The organism is Escherichia sp. GZ89, from assembly GCF_019366485.1.
GTDB lineage: Bacteria > Pseudomonadota > Gammaproteobacteria > Enterobacterales > Enterobacteriaceae > Escherichia > Escherichia fergusonii.
Genome location: NZ_JAEOHX010000001.1, coordinates 213,137 through 232,814, shown reverse-complemented (window position 1 = coordinate 232,814; position 19,678 = coordinate 213,137). Strand labels below are relative to the sequence as shown.

18 protein-coding genes are annotated in these 19,678 nt (G+C 51.8%); 7 read left to right on the top strand and 11 right to left on the bottom strand.

The features are described from left to right. Positions 1 to 21: 21 nt before the first annotated feature. Positions 22 to 474, bottom strand: coding sequence for a dihydroneopterin triphosphate diphosphatase (nudB, locus tag K0335_RS01120; RefSeq protein ID WP_077626310.1), 453 nt, complete (start codon positions 472 to 474; stop codon positions 22 to 24). Continuing rightward, positions 467 to 2,239 (bottom strand): aspartate--tRNA ligase, encoded by a 1,773-nt coding sequence (gene aspS / locus K0335_RS01115; RefSeq protein ID WP_001258663.1) that lies wholly within the window; start codon positions 2,237 to 2,239, stop codon positions 467 to 469. The genes nudB and aspS overlap by 8 nt, the downstream gene beginning before the upstream one ends. 309 nt (positions 2,240 to 2,548) lie before the next feature. On the opposite strand from aspS, the gene K0335_RS01110 reads away from it, so the two are divergent. The 5 genes from K0335_RS01110 to cmoB are packed head-to-tail and all read left to right on the top strand — an operon-like array spanning position 2,549 to position 6,130. Beyond that, the gene (locus K0335_RS01110; protein ID WP_000891632.1) at positions 2,549 to 3,115 is read left to right on the top strand and encodes a hydrolase; all 567 of its coding nucleotides are present in this window, start codon (positions 2,549 to 2,551) and stop codon (positions 3,113 to 3,115) included. Further along, positions 3,112 to 3,930 (top strand): DUF72 domain-containing protein, encoded by an 819-nt coding sequence (locus tag K0335_RS01105; RefSeq protein WP_000639291.1) that lies wholly within the window; start codon positions 3,112 to 3,114, stop codon positions 3,928 to 3,930. The genes K0335_RS01110 and K0335_RS01105 overlap by 4 nt, the downstream gene beginning before the upstream one ends. A gap of 52 nt (positions 3,931 to 3,982) precedes the next feature. Further along, positions 3,983 to 4,378, top strand: coding sequence for an MAPEG family protein (locus tag K0335_RS01100; protein WP_002431590.1), 396 nt, complete (start codon positions 3,983 to 3,985; stop codon positions 4,376 to 4,378). A 40-nt stretch (positions 4,379 to 4,418) separates the two neighbouring features. Continuing rightward, on the top strand, positions 4,419 to 5,162 hold the full coding sequence (gene cmoA, locus K0335_RS01095) for a carboxy-S-adenosyl-L-methionine synthase CmoA (protein ID WP_104919664.1): 744 nt from the start codon (positions 4,419 to 4,421) through the stop codon (positions 5,160 to 5,162). Then, positions 5,159 to 6,130, top strand: a complete 972-nt coding sequence (cmoB, locus tag K0335_RS01090) for a tRNA 5-methoxyuridine(34)/uridine 5-oxyacetic acid(34) synthase CmoB (protein ID WP_000564758.1) — start codon at positions 5,159 to 5,161, stop codon at positions 6,128 to 6,130. The genes cmoA and cmoB overlap by 4 nt, the downstream gene beginning before the upstream one ends. Positions 6,131 to 6,210: 80 nt before the next feature. On the opposite strand, the gene cutC is transcribed toward cmoB, so the two are convergent. Together cutC and K0335_RS01080 are read right to left on the bottom strand one after the other, a co-directional pair. Continuing rightward, entirely contained in the window at positions 6,211 to 6,957 is a 747-nt protein-coding gene (cutC, locus tag K0335_RS01085; RefSeq protein ID WP_046081504.1) for a copper homeostasis protein CutC, read from the bottom strand. A gap of 11 nt (positions 6,958 to 6,968) precedes the next feature. Continuing rightward, positions 6,969 to 7,535 carry a VOC family protein gene (locus tag K0335_RS01080; RefSeq protein ID WP_000024804.1) on the bottom strand — a complete coding sequence of 189 codons (567 nt, stop codon included), beginning with the start codon at positions 7,533 to 7,535 and terminating at the stop codon, positions 6,969 to 6,971. 237 nt (positions 7,536 to 7,772) lie between these two features. On the opposite strand from K0335_RS01080, the gene argS reads away from it, so the two are divergent. Next, positions 7,773 to 9,506, top strand: coding sequence for an arginine--tRNA ligase (gene argS / locus K0335_RS01075; protein WP_001025344.1), 1,734 nt, complete (start codon positions 7,773 to 7,775; stop codon positions 9,504 to 9,506). 197 nt (positions 9,507 to 9,703) lie between these two features. Here the strand turns inward: argS and flhe are convergent, their stop codons facing one another. The 6 genes from flhe to torC all read right to left on the bottom strand — a co-directional run bounded on the left by flhe (position 9,704) and on the right by torC (position 17,778). Further along, positions 9,704 to 10,099 (bottom strand): flagellar protein FlhE, encoded by a 396-nt coding sequence (gene flhe / locus K0335_RS01070; protein ID WP_219393695.1) that lies wholly within the window; start codon positions 10,097 to 10,099, stop codon positions 9,704 to 9,706. Further along, positions 10,099 to 12,177, bottom strand: a complete 2,079-nt coding sequence (gene flhA, locus K0335_RS01065; RefSeq protein ID WP_000182803.1) for a flagellar biosynthesis protein FlhA — start codon at positions 12,175 to 12,177, stop codon at positions 10,099 to 10,101. The genes flhe and flhA overlap by 1 nt, the downstream gene beginning before the upstream one ends. After that, entirely contained in the window at positions 12,170 to 13,318 is a 1,149-nt protein-coding gene (gene flhB, locus K0335_RS01060) for a flagellar biosynthesis protein FlhB (RefSeq protein WP_001278964.1), read from the bottom strand. The genes flhA and flhB overlap by 8 nt, the downstream gene beginning before the upstream one ends. Positions 13,319 to 13,466: 148 nt before the next feature. Next, a complete protein-coding gene (gene torD, locus K0335_RS01055) occupies positions 13,467 to 14,063 on the bottom strand; it encodes a molecular chaperone TorD (RefSeq protein ID WP_000209899.1) in 597 nt (198 codons plus the stop codon). Beyond that, the gene (gene torA, locus K0335_RS01050) at positions 14,060 to 16,606 is read right to left on the bottom strand and encodes a trimethylamine-N-oxide reductase TorA (protein ID WP_104919661.1); all 2,547 of its coding nucleotides are present in this window, start codon (positions 16,604 to 16,606) and stop codon (positions 14,060 to 14,062) included. The genes torD and torA overlap by 4 nt, the downstream gene beginning before the upstream one ends. Next, positions 16,606 to 17,778 carry a pentaheme c-type cytochrome TorC gene (gene torC, locus K0335_RS01045; RefSeq protein WP_104919660.1) on the bottom strand — a complete coding sequence of 391 codons (1,173 nt, stop codon included), beginning with the start codon at positions 17,776 to 17,778 and terminating at the stop codon, positions 16,606 to 16,608. Before torC ends, torA begins: the two co-directional genes overlap by 1 nt. A gap of 129 nt (positions 17,779 to 17,907) precedes the next feature. Between torC and torR the strand changes: the two genes are divergently transcribed. Continuing rightward, on the top strand, positions 17,908 to 18,600 hold the full coding sequence (torR, locus tag K0335_RS01040) for a two-component system response regulator TorR (protein WP_001120131.1): 693 nt from the start codon (positions 17,908 to 17,910) through the stop codon (positions 18,598 to 18,600). On the opposite strand, the gene torT is transcribed toward torR, so the two are convergent. Beyond that, on the bottom strand, positions 18,573 to 19,601 hold the full coding sequence (gene torT / locus K0335_RS01035; RefSeq protein WP_104917583.1) for a TMAO reductase system periplasmic protein TorT: 1,029 nt from the start codon (positions 19,599 to 19,601) through the stop codon (positions 18,573 to 18,575). The two genes, torR and torT, sit on opposite strands and share 28 nt — an antisense overlap. Between the last annotated feature and the right edge of the window lie 77 nt (positions 19,602 to 19,678).

Sequence of the window (19,678 nt, the reverse complement as noted above, 5' to 3'; positions counted from 1 at the left end):
TCTCCAGGTAGCCCTGCCTGTTCAGGCAGCGTTAATTACAAACTGTTCAATCGCCTGCCGGTTGCTCCAGGACTTAGTGAGCGCCGCCGCAGCATGCGCATCAAGCCACTTGTAGGCCAGATGTTCAGTGAAAACGATCTGACGCTCGTGCGGAAGTGCAAGACAGAACCAAGATTCCGTATTACGCGTTACGCCCGGCGCATAGCGATGACGTAAATGTGAAAAAATTTCAAACTCCACCGTGCGCTGACAGTCAATTAAGGTCAGTTGTTCAGCGACAACATCAATGGTGACCTCTTCCTTTACTTCGCGCATGGCGGCTTGCGGCGCGGTTTCCCCCTCTTCCACGCTGCCGGTTACCGACTGCCAGAAATCGGGATCATCACGCCGCTGTAACATCAGCACCCGTTTCGTATCTTGCGCATAAATAACCACCAGAATAGAAACGGGACGCTTATAAGTCATATCAATTATTCTCTGCCTTCTTCACAACCTGAATGCTCAGCTCGGACAGAGCAGTCGGGTTAGCAAAGCTTGGCGCTTCGGTCATCAGACACGCTGCCGCCGTGGTTTTCGGGAAGGCGATAACGTCACGGATGTTGTCGGTACCGGTCAGCAGCATGGTCAGACGGTCAAGACCGAATGCCAGACCTGCGTGCGGCGGAGTACCGTATTTCAGGGCGTCGAGCAGGAAGCCGAATTTCTCGCGCTGTTCCTCTTCGTTGATCCCCAGAATGCCAAACACCGTCTGCTGCATATCACCATTATGGATACGCACAGAACCACCGCCCACTTCGTAACCATTGATGACCATATCGTAAGCGTTCGCCACCGCATTTTCCGGTGCAGCTTTCAACTCTGCCGCCGTCATGTCTTTCGGTGAGGTGAACGGATGGTGCATTGCCGTCAGGCCGCCTTCACCGTCGTCTTCAAACATCGGGAAGTCGATAACCCACAGCGGTGCCCATTTGCTTTCGTCGGTCAGACCAAGGTCTTTACCCACTTTCAGACGCAATGCGCCCATCGCGTCGGCAACAATTTTCTTGTTATCAGCACCGAAGAAAATCATATCGCCATCTTGCGCGGCAGTACGATCCAGGATGGCTTCGATGATTTCAGCGTTGAGGAACTTCGCTACCGGGCTGTTGATACCTTCCAGACCTTTCGCACGTTCGTTAACTTTGATGTACGCCAGACCTTTCGCGCCGTAGATTTTAACGAAGTTACCGTATTCGTCGATCTGCTTACGGGTCAGCGATGCGCCACCCGGAACACGCAGAGCAGCAACGCGGCCTTTCGGATCGTTCGCCGGACCTGCGAATACCGCGAACTCAACGGATTTCAGCAGATCGGCAACGTCAGTCAGTTCCATCGGGTTACGCAGATCCGGTTTATCAGAACCATAACGGCGTTCTGCTTCCGCAAAGGTCATTACAGGGAAATCACCGAGATCCACGCCCTTCACTTCCAGCCACAAATGGCGTACCAGAGCTTCCATTACTTCACGCACTTGCGGCGCGGTCATGAAAGAAGTTTCCACATCGATCTGAGTAAATTCAGGCTGACGATCAGCGCGCAGGTCTTCGTCACGGAAGCATTTTACAATCTGATAGTAGCGGTCAAAACCGGACATCATCAGCAGCTGTTTGAACAACTGCGGGGATTGCGGCAGTGCGTAGAATTTACCTTTGTGCACACGAGAAGGCACCAGGTAGTCACGCGCGCCTTCCGGCGTGGCTTTGGTCAGCATCGGAGTTTCGATGTCGAGGAAGCCGTGGTCGTCCATAAAACGACGCACCAGACTGGTGATTTTCGCACGGGTTTTCAGGCGCTGAGCCATTTCCGGACGACGCAGGTCGAGGTAGCGGTATTTCAGTCGCGCTTCTTCGGTGTTGACGTGGTTAGAGTCAAGCGGCAGAACGTCTGCGCGGTTGATGATGGTCAGCGAGGAGGCCAGCACTTCGATTTCGCCGGTCGCCATATCGCGGTTGATATTTTTTTCGTCACGCGCACGTACGGTGCCCGTGACCTGAATGCAGAACTCATTACGCAGTTCAGAGGCCAGCTTTAACGCGTCCGCACGATCCGGATCGAAAAATACCTGCACGATACCTTCGCGGTCGCGCATATCGATGAAGATCAGGCTACCAAGATCACGACGACGGTTGACCCAACCACACAGAGTCACCTGCTGCCCCACGTGGGACAAACGGAGCTGTCCACAATATTCTGTACGCATGAGATATCCCTTAACTTAGCTGCCGGCGGATGTCCCCTGCTGCGCAGGTGACCAAGTCGCAGCGTTAGCTGTATGTCACAACTGAATGAAAAAAGGCGGCTATTATACTGGAAATTCTGCCGCACCGTAAGAGTCTGGCCCGTGCTGGAACGCCTCGTTACCACTTTATATCGGGCCTGAAATCAGACTCTACGCCAGTTTGCTATAAAGGTGTTGCCCGAACTCATAAAAATTAACAAAATTTGTCGTTCCGCCATCGGCTAATCGCATTAAGGTGAGAGGCACGATTTTGTTTTGTCAGGAGTCATCATGCTTGAACTTAATGCTAAAACCACTGCGCTGGTGGTGATTGATTTACAAGAAGGCATCTTACCTTTTGCCGGTGGCCCGCATACTGCTGATGAGGTGGTTAATCGCGCCGGGAAGCTGGCGGCGAAATTTCGCGCGAGCGGTCAGCCCGTGTTTCTGGTGCGCGTTGGCTGGTCTGCCGATTACGCCGAAGTATTAAAACAGCCGGTTGATGCCCCCTCCCCCGCTAAAGTATTACCCGAAAATTGGTGGCAACATCCTGCTGCATTAGGTGCAACCGACAGCGACATCGAAATCATCAAACGTCAATGGGGTGCGTTTTACGGTACGGATCTGGAGTTGCAATTACGCCGCCGGGGTATCGATACAATAGTGTTATGTGGGATCTCGACCAATATCGGTGTTGAATCCACCGCCCGCAATGCCTGGGAACTCGGTTTTAATCTGGTGATTGCCGAAGACGCCTGCAGCGCCGCCAGCGCCGAGCAGCACAATAACAGCATCAACCATATCTACCCACGCATCGCCCGTGTGCGCAGTGTGGAAGAGATCCTCAACGCATTATGATTTACATCGGTCTGCCGCAATGGTCGCATCCTAAATGGGTGCGGTTGGGAATCACCAGCCTTGAAGAGTATGCCCGCCACTTTAACTGCGTGGAGGGGAACACCACGCTATACGCTATGCCGAAACCCGAGGTTGTCCTGCGCTGGCGTGAGCAGACCACAGATGACTTCCGCTTCTGCTTTAAGTTTCCAGCGACCATTTCGCATCAGGCAGCATTACGGCATTGCGATGATTTAGTGGCAGAATTTTTAACCCGTATGTCACCGCTGGCTCCGCGCATTGGGCAATACTGGCTGCAACTGCCTGCCACATTCGGCCCACGGGAACTGCCTGCGCTTTGGCATTTTCTCGACTCTCTTCCCGGCGAGTTTAATTATGGTGTGGAAGTCCGCCATCCACAGTTTTTCGCCAAAGGGGAAGAGGAACAAACGCTTAATCGCGGTTTACATCAGCGCGGCGTTAATCGGGTGATTTTAGACAGCCGCCCGGTTCATGCAGCACGTCCACACAGTGAAGCCATTCGCGACGCTCAACGAAAAAAACCTAAAGTTCCGGTACATGCTGTACTGACGGCGACAAATCCGCTGATTCGTTTTATCGGTAGTGATGATATGACGCAAAACCGGGAATTATTTCAGATCTGGTTACAAAAATTAGCGCAGTGGCATCAGACCACTACGCCTTATCTTTTTTTACATACGCCAGATATTGCCCAGGCACCGGAACTGGTACATACCCTGTGGGAAGACTTACGTAAAACGCTTCCAGAGATCGGAGCAGTTCCGGCTATTCCACAGCAATCTTCTCTTTTCTGAATTTGCCACCTATCATAGACAGGTGCCATCGGCCATTTTAAAGGGAGTTTGTATGGTAAGCGCGCTGTATGCCGTTTTAAGTGCGTTGTTATTAATGAAGTTCTCTTTTGATGTCGTTCGCCTGCGAATGCAGTACCGCGTTGCCCTGGGTGACGGTGGTTTTAGCGAGCTGCAAAGCGCTATTCGTATTCATGGCAATGCGGTGGAATATATTCCCATCGCTATTATCCTTTTATTGTTAATGGAGATGAATGGCGCAGAAACCTGGATGGTGCATATTTGTGGCATCATTTTGCTAATGGGCCGTCTAATGCACTATTACGGTCTGCATCATCATCTGTTTCGCTGGCGGCGCTCCGGCATGAGCGCCACCTGGTGTGCGCTGTTGCTGATGGTGCTGGCGAATCTTTGGTATATGCCCTGGGAGTTGGTTTTCTCCCTGCGTTAGCGCACAATACGCCACTTTCTTTTTCCCGGATTTTTACGTTATGTCTCACCGCGACACGCTATTTTCTGCCCCTATCGCCAGACTGGGCGACTGGACCTTTGATGAACGGGTAGCCGAAGTCTTCCCGGATATGATCCAGCGTTCCGTTCCCGGTTACTCCAATATTATTTCCATGATTGGTATGTTAGCCGAACGCTTCGTTCAACCTGGTACGCAGGTTTACGATCTGGGTTGTTCTCTGGGCGCGGCGACGCTCTCAGTGCGTCGCAACATTCATCATGATAATTGCAAAATTATCGCCATCGACAACTCCCCGGCGATGATTGAACGCTGCCGTCGTCATATTGACGCCTATAAAGCCCCTACGCCAGTAGACGTTATTGAAGGTGATATTCGTGATATCGCCATTGAAAATGCATCAATGGTGGTGCTGAATTTTACCCTGCAATTCCTGGAACCCTCCGAGCGCCAGGCGTTACTGGATAAAATTTATCAAGGGCTGAATCCGGGCGGCGCGCTGGTGCTTTCGGAAAAATTCAGTTTCGAAGATACCAAAGTTGGTGAGCTACTGTTCAACATGCACCACGACTTTAAACGTGCCAACGGTTACAGCGAGCTGGAGATCAGCCAGAAGCGCAGCATGCTGGAAAATGTCATGCTGACCGATTCCGTGGAAACCCACAAAGCACGCCTGCATCAAGCCGGATTTGAGCATAGCGAGCTGTGGTTCCAGTGCTTTAACTTTGGTTCACTGGTGGCATTAAAAGCAGAGGACGCTACATGATCGACTTTGGTAACTTTTATTCTCTGATTGCCAAAAATCATCTTTCACACTGGCTGGAAACGCTGCCCGCGCAGATTGCCAGCTGGCAGCGCGAACAGCAGCACGGTCTGTTTAAACAGTGGTCCAATGCGGTGGAATTTCTGCCTGAAATTAAACCGTATCGTCTTGATTTACTACATAGCGTGACGGCAGAAAGCGAAGAGCCACTGAGCGCCGGGCAGATTAAGCGCATTGAAACACTGATGCGCAACCTCATGCCGTGGCGCAAAGGGCCGTTTTCACTGTATGGCGTGAACATCGATACCGAATGGCGTTCTGACTGGAAATGGGATCGTGTTCTGCCCCATCTTTCTGATTTAACCGGGCGCACCATTCTTGATGTCGGCTGCGGCAGCGGTTATCACATGTGGCGCATGATTGGCGCAGGTGCGCACCTCGCGGTGGGGATCGACCCTACGCAACTGTTTCTTTGCCAGTTTGAAGCGGTGCGTAAACTGCTGGGTAACGATCAGCGCGCGCATCTGCTGCCGTTAGGCATTGAACAACTTCCGGCACTGAAAGCCTTTGATACCGTCTTTTCGATGGGCGTGCTTTATCATCGTCGTTCACCGCTGGAGCATCTCTGGCAGTTAAAAGATCAACTGGTGAATGAAGGTGAACTGGTGCTGGAAACACTGGTTATTGATGGCGATGAAAATACCGTCCTGGTGCCAGGCGATCGTTACGCGCAAATGCGTAATGTTTATTTCATCCCGTCAGCCCTGGCGTTGAAAAACTGGCTGAAGAAGTGTGGTTTTGTTGATATCCGCATTGCGGATGTGAGCGTTACCACGACCGAAGAGCAGCGACGCACCGAATGGATGGTCACCGAGTCTCTGTCCGATTTCCTCGACCCACATGATCCGGGTAAAACGGTGGAAGGCTATCCTGCGCCTAAACGCGCGGTACTGATTGCGCGCAAGCCATGATAAAAAAAGGCCCCTGTTGAAATTGCAGGGGCCTGGTACGAGCAAGCATCATATTGGGCGACATGATGCAACGGTAAAAATCATTTGGCCTGATGGCGCACGATGATTCCTTTCATTTCAGCAACCGCCGCCCCGTCTACGACATACCGCGAATACTCATCCGCGTGTGCATCTGATGACATGGACAATCCTTGATTGCGATAACGCATTGGTGAGGTTTGCCACATTCCAGCGGAACTATGAACTTCCAGCACCCCGGCATTGAGAAGTTGCTGCAGATTAGCTGCACGAACTCCTGCTCCGGCCATAATGCTTATGGCATCAGTTTGGGCAATAAGTTCCATAATTATTGATAAACCTTGCACTGCATCAGATTTTTGCCCTGATGTTAGTACTCGTGCTACACCAAGATCACGTAAATTGTTTAATGTTTTTAATGGATTAGCACACATATCGAAGGCCCGGTGAAATGTCACGGCTAATGGGCCTGCTGCTGCCATGATTTGCGCCATTCGCGGCATATCGACGTTACCGTCTTCATCCAGAACTCCAGTAACCAGGCCAGGGAAACCCAACTCCCGGACCGTTCGTACATCTTCAAGTATGGCGGTAAATTCGCCGTCACTGTAACAAAAGTCCCCTCCGCGCGGGCGAATGATTGGGTGAACGGGGATCGTAACATGCTGGCGAACAGATTTAAGTACCCCTAAGGATGGAGTCAGCCCGCCCTCTTTCGGTGCAGCACATAGTTCAATGCGATCCGCACCGTTACGTTGTGCATTCAATGCACACTCAAGGCTGTAACAGCAAATTTCCAGTAAAGCCATACACACTCCTTTTATGCTGTCCGCTCGCTGGCAACAATTTCTTCAATTGACCAGGGGTGAAATTTAATGGTGGTTTTACCATCGGTCACTGCCAGTGTCGGATTTGGCAATCGCTCATGCTCACCTTTCGGTGAACTGGTTTTCACGGAGATCCCTGGTTGGCTTAAGCCCTCATCAGAAAGCAACGCCAGTGCTCGGGCATTAAGTGTCTCAGCGGCTCCTGGCAGAACGATCTCTATATGCTCCCATCCTTCATGAGGATAACGCTTCTCTCCTGGCCAGGGCAGTTCCACAATATTCAATTGCCAGTGAGCAACATTCACTGGTTCGTGTAATTTAAATAAGCAGATAGGACGGCCATTAATGATATTTTCTGATAGCAGCTCCCCACACTGTTCCAGCCCACGACGCCAGCGTTCTGCTGTAGTATTTTGATGGCAGCGTAATGAAATATGATCGGCGACAAGTGGCGTGATATCCAGCCCCACGCGCGTGGAAAGTTCTGTTAACGCCGCGGTGAATCGCGGCAGATCAGCTGAAATATCATGCAGTTCGTCAATGGTTTGCCAGTTCGCCATAAAATAGACTCGTTTTCTTTACTAAAGCCGCTAATTTACTCTGTTGTGCCGCACCAACCAACTGCTGATTTTTAACAGCAACGGCTGAATGCTTATGCACCTTTTTGTTGTTGATATTTGGCCCATTGAGCAGTACCTCCAGTGCTGACGGCAACGGGCATTTGCAGTATACTCGCGGCCTAATTTCTTAAACTGATGCGGGTGAACAGACTCGCTTCATCAACGTAAGGTATTCCGGTGAATATTCAGGCTCTTCTCTCAGAAAAAGTCCGTCAGGCCATGATTGCGGCAGGCGCGCCTGCGGATTGCGAACCGCAGGTTCGTCAGTCAGCAAAAGTTCAGTTCGGCGACTATCAGGCTAACGGCATGATGGCAGTTGCTAAAAAACTGGGTATGGCACCGCGACAATTAGCAGAGCAGGTGCTTACTCATCTGGATCTTAACGGTATCGCCAGCAAAGTTGAGATCGCGGGTCCTGGCTTTATTAACATTTTCCTTGATCCGGCATTCCTCGCTGAAAACGTTCAGCAGGCGCTAAAATCTGATCGTCTTGGTGTCGCAACGCCCGAAAAACAGACCATTGTGGTTGACTACTCCGCACCAAACGTGGCGAAAGAGATGCACGTCGGTCATCTGCGTTCCACCATCATTGGTGACGCGGCAGTGCGTACCCTGGAGTTCCTCGGTCACAAAGTGATTCGCGCTAACCACGTCGGTGACTGGGGTACTCAGTTCGGTATGCTGATTGCCTGGCTGGAAAAACAGCAGCAGGAAAATGCCGGTGAAATGGCCCTGGCTGACCTTGAAGGTTTCTACCGTGACGCGAAAAAACATTACGACGAAGATGAAGAGTTCGCCGAGCGCGCACGTAACTATGTGGTAAAACTGCAAAGTGGTGATGAGTATTTTCGTGAGATGTGGCGCAAACTGGTCGACATCACCATGACTCAGAACCAAATCACCTATGATCGTCTGAACGTGACGCTGACTCGTGATGACGTAATGGGCGAAAGTCTCTACAACCCGATGCTACCGGGAATTGTGGCTGATCTGAAAGCCAAAGGTCTGGCAGTAGAAAGTGAAGGTGCAACTGTCGTATTCCTTGATGAGTTCAAAAACAAGGAAGGCGATCCGATGGGCGTTATCATTCAGAAGAAAGATGGCGGCTATCTCTACACCACCACCGATATTGCCTGCGCGAAATATCGTTACGAGACGCTACATGCCGATCGCGTACTCTATTACATCGACTCCCGTCAGCACCAGCACCTGATGCAGGCGTGGGCGATTGTTCGTAAAGCTGGCTATGTGCCGGAATCTGTGCCGCTGGAACATCATATGTTTGGCATGATGCTGGGTAAAGATGGTAAACCGTTCAAAACCCGTGCTGGCGGTACAGTGAAACTGGCGGATCTGCTGGATGAAGCACTGGAGCGTGCACGCCGTCTGGTGGCAGAGAAGAACCCGGATATGCCAGCTGACGAACTGGAAAAACTGGCCAATGCGGTCGGTATCGGTGCGGTGAAATATGCTGATCTTTCCAAAAACCGTACTACTGACTATGTCTTCGACTGGGACAATATGTTGGCGTTCGAAGGTAACACCGCGCCGTATATGCAATATGCATACACTCGTGTGCTTTCCGTTTTCCGCAAAGCAGAAATTGCTGAAGAAGAACTGGCAGCAGCTCCGGTGATTATCCGTGAAGACCGCGAAGCGCAACTGGCTGCGCGTCTGCTGCAGTTTGAAGAGACTCTCACCGTGGTTGCCCGTGAAGGTACACCGCACGTGATGTGTGCTTATCTGTATGATCTGGCTGGTCTGTTCTCAAGTTTCTACGAACACTGCCCGATCCTCAGCGCAGAAAACGAAGAAGTACGTAACAGCCGTCTGAAGCTGGCATTGCTGACTGCTAAGACGCTGAAACTGGGTCTGGATACGCTGGGTATTGAAACAGTAGAACGCATGTAAACGTGTTCTGCGTCAAAAAGCCGATGTTGCTGACATCGGCTTTTTGACAAAGTGTACTTTGTTTATGCCGGATGCGGCATTAATGCCTTGTCCGGTAAATAAAACTATGTCCATTCAATATATTGCAGAGACTATGTCGTCCTGATAAACGCAGCGCATCAGGCAACTCTGCATTAGTCATCAGTCTCGTTATTTTATTATCTGTGATAATTCACAATCACTTCATTACGTTGAACTTTGAGCGGTGGAATTAACCGTCCACTACCAGGCACTTCCCAGATAAAACGTAGTGGTTCTAAAGCGGGTACGCCAGAAAATGCCACTGTTGTTCCGCTTTGCCCGTCTAATTCGACACACCGGGATTGTGAGCACAAACGTACACGAAGCCCCGTTGGCGTCGGGCCAATCAGCTGATAGCGCCAGGCTACCAGCGTCATCACTCCCGACACAGGCTGTCGTGCTGCCAGTGGTGTTGATGACATTGACTCCCCACGATGATGTAACGTAATGCCAAAGCTGCTGGCCTGCCACATTCCTTCGCCAGCAGCGGTGGCAACCAGTGGAAATAACAATATTGCCAGTAACTTACGCATTATTTCCCGCCAATCGTTGCCGTCATGCGGATCTGTCGATTATCCGCAAGTTCCAGATTCGACAGCACCACCAGTTGTGGCAGGCTACGGCGTAAAAAGCGAGAGAGCAGCGGACGTAGCGCATGATTTACCAGCAGTACAGGCGGTGCGCCAAGTGTTTCCTGGCGAGACAACGCCTCCTGAGTTTGCGCCAGTAAACGATCAGCCAACCCTGGCTCCAGTCCGCCACCACCCTGTAAAGCCTGCAATAGCAGACGTTCAAGCGCAACATCAAGTCCGATAACCTGCACTTCATTATTACCAGGAAACCAGCGTTGAGTAATCGCTCGCCCCAGCGCCACACGCACAACGGCAGTTAACTCGTGAGGATCGCTCTGAACGGGAGCATGTTCAGCCAGTGTTTCGAGAATAGTACGCATATCACGAATCGGTACTTTCTCATCCAGCAGATTTTGCAACACTTTGTGGAGTGTGGTGAGCGTAATAACGCCAGGAACCAGATCTTCCGTCAACTTCGGCATTTCCTGCGTAACGCGGTCCAGCAACTGTTGCGCCTCCTGGCGACCAAACAGTTCCGCAGCATATAACCCAAGCAGATGGTTAAGATGAGTAGCCACTACAGTGCTGGCTTCGACTACCGTATATCCCTGAATCTGCGCTTGTTCTTTCAGTGCACTTTCAATCCAGATAGCACTTAAACCAAATGCCGGATCAACGGTTTGTTCGCCTGGCAGCGTACCTGCCGCTGTCCCAGGGTTAATGGCCAGCCAGCGCCCCGGATAAGCATCGCCACTGCCAATTTCTACCCCTTTCATCAAAATGCGATACCGTGCCGGTTGTAAATCCATATTGTCGCGAATGTGCACCACCGGTGGCAGAAAGCCCATATCCTGAGCGAATTTCTTGCGGATACTACGAATGCGCCCCAATAGCTCGCCATCCTGTTGCATATCCACCATCGGGATCAGACGGTATCCCACTTCCATTCCGAGCGAATCTTCCAGTTGCACGTCATTCCATGTCGCTTCCATTACTGAATTGTTTTCCGGCATTTTTATCGGTTGTGGTTCAGCAGGTGCCTTTTGTTCCTGACCACGAATCCACCATGCCAGTGCCAGAAGCCCGGCAGTAAACAGCAAAAACACCAGATTCGGCATTCCTGGCACCAGGCCGAGCAAGCCAAGAACGGCTGCGCTGAGCAACATCACCCGAGGGTTACTGAACAGCTGTTTGACCATCTGTTCGCCAACATCCTGATCGGTGCTGACACGAGTAACAATCACCCCTGCCGCCGTGGAGATCACCAGAGCCGGAATTTGTGCGACCAGACCATCACCGATAGTCAGCAGTGTGTAGCTTTCTGCGGCGTGCCCCATACTCATTCCATGTTGCAGCACCCCAACCAATAAACCACCTATCACGTTGATGACCATGATTAAGATCCCGGCGATGGCATCACCACGTACGAACTTACTCGCACCATCCATCGAACCGTAAAAATCCGCTTCCTGAGTCACTTCCGCGCGGCGTTTTTTCGCTTCATCTTCACCGATCAACCCGGCATTAAGATCAGCATCAATCGCCATCTGTTTTCCTGGCATACCATCAAGAACAAAACGCGCACCTACTTCGGCAATACGCCCCGCCCCTTTGGTGATAACCATAAAGTTGATGATGACCAGAATGATAAACACCACGATACCAATGGCGAAATTGCCACCAACCAGAAAGTGACCGAACGCTTCCACCACTTTCCCTGCCGCAGCTGCGCCTGTATGCCCTTCCATTAAAATGATACGTGTTGAAGCGACGTTAAGTGCCAGTCTTAGCAATGTGGTGAACAACAGAATTGTCGGAAACGCGGCAAAGTCGAGCGTGCGCTGGGTAAACATCGCCACCAGCAGCACCATTATCGATAGCGCGATATTAAAGGTGAACAACAAGTCGAGGATAAACGCTGGCAATGGCAGCACCATCATCGACAAAATCAGCAAGATGAGGATGGGTCCGGCGAGGATCTGCCATTGTGTTGATTTCAGGTTGCCGGGCAAGCGCAGCACGGAGGCCAGATTAGTCATCGGTCGTTTTCTCGTTGATAAAATCCAGTGCCTCTGGCACCGGGAGGTTTGCAGGTTTTACCGGGCGTTGTCCACCGGCAATACGCCAACGCTTTAATTGCCATACCCACGCCAGCACCTCTGCTACGGCAGCATACAGTTGACCGGGGATTTGCTGGCCAATTTCGGCATGGCGATATAGCGCACGCGCCAGAGGTGGCGCTTCCAGTGTTGGAATATGATGTTCGGCCGCAATTTCCCGAATACGCAGCGCCACCAGCCCTGCCCCTTTGGCAATCACTTTTGGTGCGCTCATTTTATTTTCGTCGTATTGCAGTGCCACAGAATAGTGCGTCGGGTTATTGACGATAACATCAGCCTGGGGCACATCATTCATCATTCGTCGTCGGGCAGCGGCCCGCTGCATTTGACGGATACGGCCTTTAACGTGTGGGTCGCCTTCGCTTTGTTTAAACTCATCGCGAATATCCTGGCGTGACATGCGAAGTTTCTTAAGATGGCTGAAGATTTGATAAAAAACGTCAAAACCGACCATCGGAATGACACCCAGCACCACCAGCAGTGCGCACAGGCCAACCAGATCCAACGCATTACCCATAGCGGTAATTGGCGATTGCGCCATCAGGCGCATCATCTCTGGCCACTTATGCCATAAGTAAAACCCGGCTACGCACCCCACCAATGTTGATTTGAGGATCGCTTTTAATAACTCTGCTCCGGTCTGGGCAGAAAACATCCGTTTAATTCCTGGTAACGGATTCAGTTTAGAGAATTTCGGTTGTAACGATTTGCCACTAAAAATTAATCCTCCCAGCAAAACCGGAGAGATCAATGCCACCAGCACGACGCCAGTAATCAGCGGCAATAGCGCCATCATCGCTTGTTTAATCAGCAGAATAATTTGCCCAAGGATCAGATTTGGATCGTTAATCAGATGATGGTCAAAGTGCAAACCTGCCGATAACATCGCAGCAAGCTGCCGTGCCAGTGATTCGCCGCCAAACCAAATGACACAAACACCGACCAGTAAGATCAGCATCGACGTGAGTTCACGGGAACGCGGGATTTGCCCTTCTTCCCTGGCTTTTTCCAGTCGGTGAGGTGTGGGGGCTTCTGTTTTGTCGTCGCTCTCGTCAGACACGCGGCAGATCCTGGTAATAAAGATATGCCAATGATGCCAGACCTGCGCGTAGTCAATGGCAAGAGTAAGAGGTGAAATAGGTGGGTTTATCGACTTTTACATCTTAAAAAATAGCCGGAGAGTATAAATCTCTCCGGCCGGGATGCCATCAGTGCTGCTTATCGCACTCCACTAACGCCAGCAATAACTGGCTTAATGCAGCGTAAAAACCAAAGCTGTCATACTGATGGCAACGCGCCGCAAACTCTGGTAACCATTGTTGCAGCGCCGTCAGTACTTTTTGCCGCAAACTGTCGATTCTTCGCGCAGGAACGGTCCCCTCTCCCAGCGAAAAATGCAGATGACTCAACAACTCGAGATAGATCGCCAGATGATCTGCCGGTTCGTTGAAATTGCCGCTGGTTTCCATCCCTGCCTCAACTAACAAGCGTTTAATCTCTTGCTCGTCCTGTTTGTAGGCCGATGCATACGGCAGCGCCGCTTGTTTGTCGGTCATCAGAAACAGGCCGCAAAAGTCAGCGGCCAGTTCCAGACGAGCGTCGTCACGCACTGTCAGAGCGGCAATTTTAGTTTCCAGCTCGTTCACCGCCGCAGTGAGCGGCGGTTCGCTTTTTAGCAACGAAAACCATTCAGCCATCTGCGCACTGGCGATCTGCGTCAGTTGTTCATCGTCCAGCTCACGGGAGAACAACTGCGCCAGCCAGGCGTAGACACAGGCAATCTGTTGTGCTGTCAGCGTGGTCATGATTTCACCTGCGACGCGGGAACATATTCGCACTGCGCCACCATCTCAACGGGGCCATTAAACGCCGTCACCTGCTCCACTGTTCCGTTGTACTTCTCAATTTCCACCAGCGTGGTATGCGCACTGGTCGCCTGCGCCAGCTGCGAAGTACCGATGTCGATAGTCAACACGTTGGGGTTACCGTATTTGCACAGCGCACCAGGCTCACCGCCTTTATCTGGATCGTACCATGCCCCTTCGTGAATTCGTGCCACGCCGGGTGCATAGCGGTCAGAAACCACTGCTCCAGCCAACACCTGACCACGAGCGTTAAAGACGCGTACCACATCACCGTTACGAATACCGCGCGCACTGGCATCCTGCGGGCTAATAAATACTGGCTCTTTACCCGCGACCGTATATTGCTGACGCAAAGTTTCCGACTCACATAACTGCGAGTGAAGTCGGAAATCCGGATGCACAGATTGCAGATGCAACGGATACTTCTGCGAGCCGGGCCCACCGTGGGAGCGTTCGATTTTCTCGAACCACATCGGATGCCCCTGACAATCGTCGTAGTTCATGTCGGCGATGGTTTTTGAGTAGATCTCAATCAGGCCACTCGGCGTGCCCAGCGGTTCGAGATCCGGATCTTCCCGGAATGCCTGGTGGCGAACAAACATCTGCGGATGATCAAACTCGACGTACTCTTTCTTATTCCAGAAGTCATCAAACGCTGGCAGATGAACACCGCGTCCTTTGCCCTGTTGTACACCTTCCTGCCAGATGCGTTTCAGCCAGCCCATTTCGTCCAGCCCTTCGGTAAAGGCTTCTTCACGATTAAAGCGACGGCACAGCTCGCGGAAAATATCAAAGTCGTTGCGTGCCTCAAACTGCGGCGGCACGACCTGTTTCATGGCGATAATGCCACGGTTGGAGTGGTTACCGTACTGGTCGAGATCGTTACGCTCAAACTGCGTGGTCGCAGGCAGTACGATATCGGCAAAGCGGCAGGTTGAGGTCCACTGATTATCTATAGCGATAACCGTTTCCAGCTTGCGCCAGCCTTCGATAATGCGGTTAATCTGCTGATGACGATGTAACGGGTTAGTTCCGGCAAAAATACACATTTTCAGCGGTGGCAGTTTTACCGATTTACCATTCCAGTTGATCACTTTTCCCGGTTCGAGGATCGCATCGACAAAACGGGCAATCGGAATAGTGCTGCTATAGCCTTGGTAGTCGCTGTTGTCGTGAACAGGTGGAATCGACGTAGAGCCGGAGAAACCACTCAGAATAACGCCTTTACGCCCCGGCGTGCCTGCGCCGTTATAGTGCCAGCCAAAACCGAAGCCACCACCCGGCAGGCCAATTTGCCCCAGCATCGCCGCCAGAACCACAATCATCCACGCCCACTGTTCACCGTGCTGCATACGCTGTACGCACCAACCAGCAATAATCTGCGTTCTGTTCGCCGCCATCTGCCGCGCCAGTCCACGAATGGTTTCGGCATCAATGCCAGTCAGTTTTTCAGCCCATGCGGCATCTTTCGGCTGACCGTCTTTCTCGCCCAGCAGATAGGGCAGGAACTGCTCAAAACCCACACAGTAGTTAGCGAGGAAGTTTTTGTCGTACAGGTTTTCGCTGTACAACGTATGCGCCAGCGCCAGTTGCAGCGGCACGTCAGTTTGCGGGTTAACCGCAATGTGCTTCACATGCTCGCGTCCCAGATACTCATGAGTGGATGTAACAACCGGATCGATGCTGATGACCTGAATTTCACCGGCGGCGACTTTCGCTTTCAACTGCGCGTAATATTCATAAACATCGTGATCCGGGCACCACCAGTTCGCTTGCTGGTTTTTCAGCAAATCGGAGCCCCACAGCACAATGGTTTTGCTGTTCTGCAATACCAGCGGCCAGGAGGTTTGCTGTTCATACACTTCCATTGAGCCAACTACACGCGGCAGGATCACCTGCGCAGCACCGGTGGAGTAATCCCCACCCGTACCCACGCTATTACCATGTAAGGCAATAGCTTTCGCCAGCATCCCCGACGCGTTATGGAACATCCCCGTCGATTGCCAACCACTGGCGGTCAACAAGGCACTCGGCCCGTGCGTTTTCTGCACACGTTCCAGCTCTTCATAGAACATGTCGAGGGCTTCATCCCAGCTCACGCGCACAAATCGGTTATCACCGCGCTGGGAAGTGTCGCTCAGATGGCGCTTACGTAGCCAGTCCACGCGTACCATCGGATAACGAATACGCGCCGCGTTGTGTACGTGATCCGGCAATCCGGCGATCATTTTCGACGGATATTTATCCAGTTCGAACGGTTTTGCCGCCACAAAGCGACCATCCTTCACCGTCGCGCGGATAGCCCCCCAGTGCGACCCGGTAATAATGCCCTCTTTCGAGGTGACAGCTTCAGTCGCCGCTTGCGCCGCAGTCGCACGGCGCGGCGTTAACAGTGACGGCCCCAGCATCCCGGCGACAGTTAAGCCGCCGAGTTGTGCCAGAAAACGTCGACGTGATGCCTGAAAGAGATCGTTATTGTTCATTATTTTTCATCCTTCTTATCGCCGTGAGCCTTACCTGCGGTATCAGACGCATTCATTTGCAGATATTTCAGCAAGGTGCGTTCTTCACGTTTATCGAGGCTGGTAAAGCCAATCATGCCGTTGAGCGTGCCAATCCAACCATTAGCGTCAAAGTGGGCGATTTCCGGTGCGCCGTGGCATTGATTACAGGTGCCGTTGTACAGCGAATCCGCGTAAGCCCAGATCGGTTTGATATCGTTCACCATGTCGCCTTTCTTCATCCACGCGGTGGCCTGCAATTTGCTCCACTCGGTATTGGTGTCGGCTACGGTGGTTTTCTCCAGCGTTTTCACCTGCTGCTGAACATCGCCACGAATCGAAGCAACAAAGATGCGTTTGCCAGGGAACTGGGTGAGTACACGCTGACGTCCTGCGCTTTCCGTCCAGCCAGTGATTTCAATTTGCAGCCAGTCGCCGTCACGTTTAAGGACTTTCACTTCCGAAGCAGGCAGCAGAGAACCAGACGCTTCTTTATCGCCTTTCGCCGCATAAATTGGCTTAATATCAATGGAGTACAGCGTATTACCACTATCATTTGCACTGGCGCGCAGCTCATCGAATTGCTTACGGAAGCCGCTACTCATATCCGGCAACTGGTGGGCAATACCTTTATGACAGTCGATGCAGGATTGATTATCTTTCGCTGCCACCTTCATCTGACGTGCCGCTTCAGGATGTTGCTTCGCATGATCCATCGCGTCGTAGTTATGGCAGGAGCGGCAGGTTGCCGAGTTGTTTTCTTTCATTCGCGCCCATTCACGCTCGGCAAGTTCCGCGCGTTTGGCTTCGAATTTTTCAGGTGTATCAATGGAGTGGGCAATAAAGGTCTGGTAGATGTCGTTGCTCGCTTCCAGTTTACGCTTCACCATGCCTGGAATATCCGGCGGGATATGGCAGTCATGGCATTCAGCTCGCACGCCTGAGGCGTTCTGGAAATGCACCGACTGTTTATATTCTTCATACACCGGTTGCATACTGTGGCAACTGACACAAAATTCGGTTGTGCTGGTGACTTTGATCCCCACGTGAGGTAACACAATCAGCGCAATGCCAATCACAATCCCAATAGCGACCAGCGCCAGTACCGACCAACGAGCACTGGGTCGGCGTAACGCGTTCCAGAGTTTCCGCATAATAGCCCCTGTAAAATTATGGTTTAGTTAAGCGATCTTAATGAGCAAATATGAACAGCGGCACTGGTCAGGATGAACGGCTTACGGCAGAATATGAACAGATATGAACAGAATGAGTAAAACTCTCTGATGCCACATCACATTGTTATTGTTGAAGATGAGCCGGTTACCCAGGCGCGATTACAAACCTACTTCACTCAGGAGGGGTATACGGTTTCCGTTACGGCGAGCGGTGCCGGGCTGCGTGAAATTATGCAAAACCAGCCAGTGGATTTAATTCTGCTGGATATCAATTTGCCCGATGAAAATGGCCTGATGTTAACCCGCGCCCTGCGGGAACGTTCGACGGTGGGTATTATTCTGGTTACCGGACGCAGCGATCGGATTGACCGTATTGTTGGGCTGGAAATGGGCGCAGACGATTACGTCACCAAACCGCTGGAACTGCGCGAACTGGTGGTACGGGTGAAAAATCTGCTCTGGCGAATCGACCTCGCGCGACAGGCTCAACCGCTCACTCAAGACAACTGCTATCGCTTTGCCGGTTATTGCCTGAATGTGTCGCGCCATACGCTGGAGCTTGATGGCGAACCGATTAAACTAACCCGCGCAGAGTATGAAATGTTGGTGGCATTTGTGACCAATCCGGGCGAAATTCTCAGCCGTGAACGTCTGCTGCGTATGCTTTCTGCGCGCCGGGTGGAAAACCCCGACCTGCGCACCGTCGATGTGTTAATTCGTCGTTTACGTCATAAACTCAGCGCGGATTTACTGGTGACACAACATGGCGAAGGTTATTTCTTAGCCGCTGATGTGTGCTGATAAAAATAGACCGGACGAAATCCCCCTGGTGACAGCGAGCGGCGGATATGTTCGCGGTCGGCATTTTTCGGCGTCAGGACTAAAATCGGTGGGCTGACATTATCAGACACCGATAGTCCCTGTAATTGCCTGATCGCTTGCTCAACCGCCAGTTCCCCCTGCCAGACCATTTGATCGCTGGCAGCCATAATCACTCTTCCCCGCTTCAACCCGCGATACACCTGATGTGAAAGATAAAACGACACCACGGTAAGCGGTGTTTTCAGGTTACGCCCTTCACCCATTGCCGCCTCTGCCGCAATCGCCGTTCCGGCCACAACGTCGATTTCTGGATGGCGCTCCAACATCTCCTGCAACAGGTTACGCTGGATTTCAATATCGTTGTCGCCGAGCGCAATATCGACAATACGCACCGGGCTTCCGGCAATGGCGGCGCGGAAACCCTCTACCATCTCCTTACTGCCCCCGGCGTTATCGGGGCCGGGCATCAACAGCACGTTCAGTGGTTTTCCGTGACTCCATTGCACCAGATATCGCCCTGGTTGATAGCCCATCTGAAACCACGGCACACCAACGCGGCTTTTCACCTGGGGAGCATCAATAGCATTTACCAGTTCGATCACCGGCAGACTTGCTACCTGCTTTTGCAGGTCGGGAAATGACGTCGTGCTACTACCGAGCAAAATGGCCTCTGCACCCCACTGTTTGCACTGGTCGATTTGTGCTTGCTGGGTAGCCAACTGGCTGTAGCCGCCTGCCTCCAGCACTTTTAAATCCACACCGTAGCGGCGAGCAGCCTCCTGCATACCATAGTTCAACGATAACCAGTATGAATCTTTCAGGCTGGGATAAAGCGCGCACAGTTTCCATGAACGTTTGGCTTTAAGCGGCGTAGAGGGTTGTACCGAGAAATGCTGCGCATCATGCCAGCGCAACAAGTTATCAGCCGAAAAACCAGGCAACATGAAAAGGGAAAGAAGTAACAATAGCAGTACACGCATGATAGCCTCATCAATAATAAGGCTTTATGCTAGATGCATTCCGCTTTGCGACTCAACCTTTTTCACCTTAAGTACAC